The sequence below is a fragment of the Moorena sp. SIO2C4 genome, assembly GCF_010672485.1.
Lineage (GTDB): Bacteria > Cyanobacteriota > Cyanobacteriia > Cyanobacteriales > Coleofasciculaceae > Moorena > Moorena producens.
Window position 1 is genome coordinate 1 of sequence record NZ_JAAHGN010000849.1, and the last position, 3,403, is coordinate 3,403.

The 3,403-nt window shown below is 45.1% G+C and carries 2 protein-coding genes and 1 pseudogene; 1 reads left to right on the top strand and 2 read right to left on the bottom strand.

Features of this window, described 5'->3' with window-relative positions:
- Positions 1-343: hypothetical protein (locus tag F6K20_RS30200; protein WP_287297162.1), on the bottom strand; the 343-nt coding region annotated here is incomplete at its 3' end.
- A 385-nt stretch (positions 344-728) separates the two neighbouring features.
- Here F6K20_RS30200 and F6K20_RS30205 point away from each other — a divergent pair.
- Positions 729-1,679 (top strand): lysylphosphatidylglycerol synthase transmembrane domain-containing protein, encoded by a 951-nt coding sequence (locus F6K20_RS30205; RefSeq protein ID WP_008181983.1) that lies wholly within the window; start codon positions 729-731, stop codon positions 1,677-1,679.
- A gap of 50 nt (positions 1,680-1,729) precedes the next feature.
- Here F6K20_RS30205 and aspS read toward each other — a convergent pair.
- Positions 1,730-3,274 (bottom strand): annotated as a pseudogene (aspS, locus tag F6K20_RS30210) (aspartate--tRNA ligase); the annotation flags it as partial.
- Positions 3,275-3,403: the final 129 nt, after the last annotated feature.

The following is a 3,403-nucleotide window of genomic DNA, read 5'->3' on the forward strand; positions in this document are numbered from 1 at the left end:
TTATTTTGGCGATAAAATCCCAAATTTCCGGACTGATCTGAGATTGATGGGAGTTTGTCTTAGGTAATGGTCTATTACCTGGAATTTTTGTAGCGAATCTTAGGGGGACAAATACCTGCTCGAAATCCAACCTTGATAGCCTTGTGTTCAACACTACTGTCTTCAAGTCACGAAAACCGTAGACTAAGCTTTGGTAATACTTGTCTTGAAACTGTGAGGTTGATTTTCCGTCGTTAAACTGTGAGGTGAATTTTCCCCACAACCCCATGACCAAGTTTTCTTCCGGTTCCAAAGCTTTTGACTTGTTTTGGAACGATGGCTTGTCCGACATGTTTTCTGGCATAGTGATGCTACTGCTACAAAGCCCCTTGCTTTCGAGTGTAAGCGAGTCTAATACTAAGTTGCCGCTTAAAGATGTAATTTACTGGTAAGACTATCCTTGAATTTGACTGTTAACCGTCAACGGTAAACGCTCAATCCTCTTGGGCAAAAAACTGTTGCAATAGTGACCTCGTCATAACCCAATTTGCTGTAAACAGGCTGACTCGATCACAGTCGAGGAACACTTATAAATTTTACTAAAAAATGCTATACTTCAGATATATATTTACAACTATTAGTAATCTAATTGAGTCTTTAGCATTTTATCACTGTCATTCTTTGTCTGTCATTTGTGATATCTTCGTTCGTGTCGTATTACTTTGTAAAAATGGTAGAATAGATAGTCAATGAATGTAGCGATTAAGCGAGTCCTATCACCCCTAAAACCTTACCTACGCTGGGTAATCTTAGGTGGGACATTATTCTTTTTAGCAAAAGCCTTGAAAGACAACTGGCAAGAAGTGCTAGCGATTCGGATCAGCACTTCTGGATGGACTTGTTTAGCGATCGCTGTTGGCGTGACATTACTAGCCCACACCTGGACTGGCTGGGTTTGGCATTGGATGCTGCGGGAATTCGACCAAGAACCAGGGGTTGGGTGGTGTATCCGGATCTATCTCAAAGTTAACATTGCCAAATACTTACCAGGTAACGTTTGGCACTTCTATGGTCGGATCTGGGCAGCGAAAACAGCAGGAGTTCCATTGGGAGTAGCTACTCTGAGCGTGTTAATGGAACCTCCCATGATGGCAGTAGGTGCTTTATTGCTGGCTTTGATCAGCTCTCCTTTGGCCAGCCGGATCATTCAACTCCCAATTCTGTTTGCTGTACTGATACTGATTCATCCTTGGTGTTTAAACCCATGCCTACAGTATTTAGCTAAATTAACAGGTAAGAAGAAAAGCATTGAATCGGGTGTTGATCAGATTATCCGGGTCAAGCGCTACCCAATCCTACCATTGTTGGGGGAATTGGGCTTTTTGGGATTGCGAGGTTCAGGCTTTTTGCTTACCCTGTTAGCCTTAAGTCCAATCAGCCCCAGCCAACTCCCCCTGTTGCTTAGTGGGTTTAGTGTAGCTTGGCTGTTGGGCTTAATTGTCCCAGGGGCACCAGGGGGAGTTGGGGTATTTGAAGCCACTGCAGTGGGTTTACTAGAGCATGACTTTGCTCCGGCAGTGGTGCTGAGTTCGGTTGCCTTGTATCGTTTGATCAGTATTCTATCAGAAGTTGGCGGTGCGGCACTGGCATGGTTAAATGAACCTCCAAGCGATCGCTCTTCTAATCAAGATGAAGAATGAAGTCTTGATACTTCATACTTGATACTTCATAATATTTCATACTTCATATTTCATGCTTCATCGTGATAGGTAGAAGCTACGTACAACTCCTTTAACTGTTTATCATCCACACCACCTGGAGCATCGGTTAGCAAAGAACGTGCTTGTTGGGTTTTCGGGAAAGCAATCACATCCCGAATCGATTCTTCCCCAGCCAATAGCATCACTAGCCGATCCAAACCATAAGCAATCCCACCGTGAGGAGGGGCACCATAGTCAAAGGCTTCCAGCAGAAACCCAAACTTACTGTGAGCTTCTTCTTCAGACAAGCCAATAGCTTCAAAAACCTGTTGCTGAATCTCTGGCTGGTATATCCGGAGACTACCACCACCGATTTCTACCCCGTTCCATACTAAGTCATAGGCTTGAGCTCGAGCCGTTTTCAGATCATCTAAGTCATCAGGATGGGGAGCTGTAAATGGGTGGTGCAGTGCTTCTAAACGCTTTTCATCGGCATTCCACTCAAACATGGGGAAGTCTGTTACCCAGAGTAAGTTAATCTTTGTTGAATCAATTAATCCTAACTCTTGACCAATCACAAGTCGTAAGCGGTCGAGGGTTTTATTGACGATGTCAGCTGAACCAGCACCAAAAAGCAGCAAATGACCAGCAGTAGCACCAGTTGCCTCTAATAACTGCTGTTTTTGGCTATGACTTAGGTTATCCTTAATCGCCCCGATGGTATCAATTTCACCTCCTTCCCTCACCCGGATGTAAGCTATCCCCTTAGCACCAGCTTCGCTTGCTTCTTTGAATAAGTCACCCCCTGGTTTAATCCGGACATTCGATATAGCTTCATTACCACCAGGAATAGGTAGAACTTTGACTACACCCCCAGTCTTTACTGCACCGGAAAAGACTTTGAAGCCAGAATCTTTCATCAAATCAGAGACATTGACTAGTTCTAAGCCAAAGCGAGTATCGGGTTTATCACTTCCGTAGCGTTCCATGGCTTCAGCGTAAGTGAGGCGGGGGAATGGTCTGGGGATATCAATACCTTTGACTGTCTTAAAAATGTGACATACTAATGTCTCATTAAGCTGGAGAATTTCCTCTTGGGACATAAACGACATTTCCATGTCCAACTGGGTAAACTCCGGCTGTCGGTCAGCTCTGAGGTCTTCATCTCGGAAACACCGGGCAATCTGGTAGTATCGATCCATACCCGATACCATCAACAGCTGCTTAAACAATTGGGGGGATTGGGGCAGAGCGTACCACTGACCCGGATTCACACGGGAGGGGACAAGATAGTCTCTAGCACCTTCGGGAGTGGAACGAGTTAGCACTGGGGTTTCCACTTCGATGAAGCCTTGTTCATCTTCCAGGTAACGGCGAATTCCTCTAATCACTTGATGGCGCAGTTGCACGTTTTTGCTCATGCGATCGCGTCTTAAGTCCAAATAGCGATACTTCAGCCGTAAGTCTTCTCGCACTGACTCAGTATCAGCACTGGACACCTGAAATGGCAACTGCTTACGCACTTTATTGAGCAGTTCAATGTAAAGAGCGTAAATTTCTACCTCGCCAGTAGGCAATTTGGGATTAAGGGACTCGCACAACCAACTGGCAAGGGATGAGTTACGATAGAGCCTTTCCTAGAAACGTTCCCATCCGCTACTGTAACCCACCACAGCGGGGTTTCTCTGGAAAAGTACTGTTTAACAGTCCTCGCCAGGTGAGAA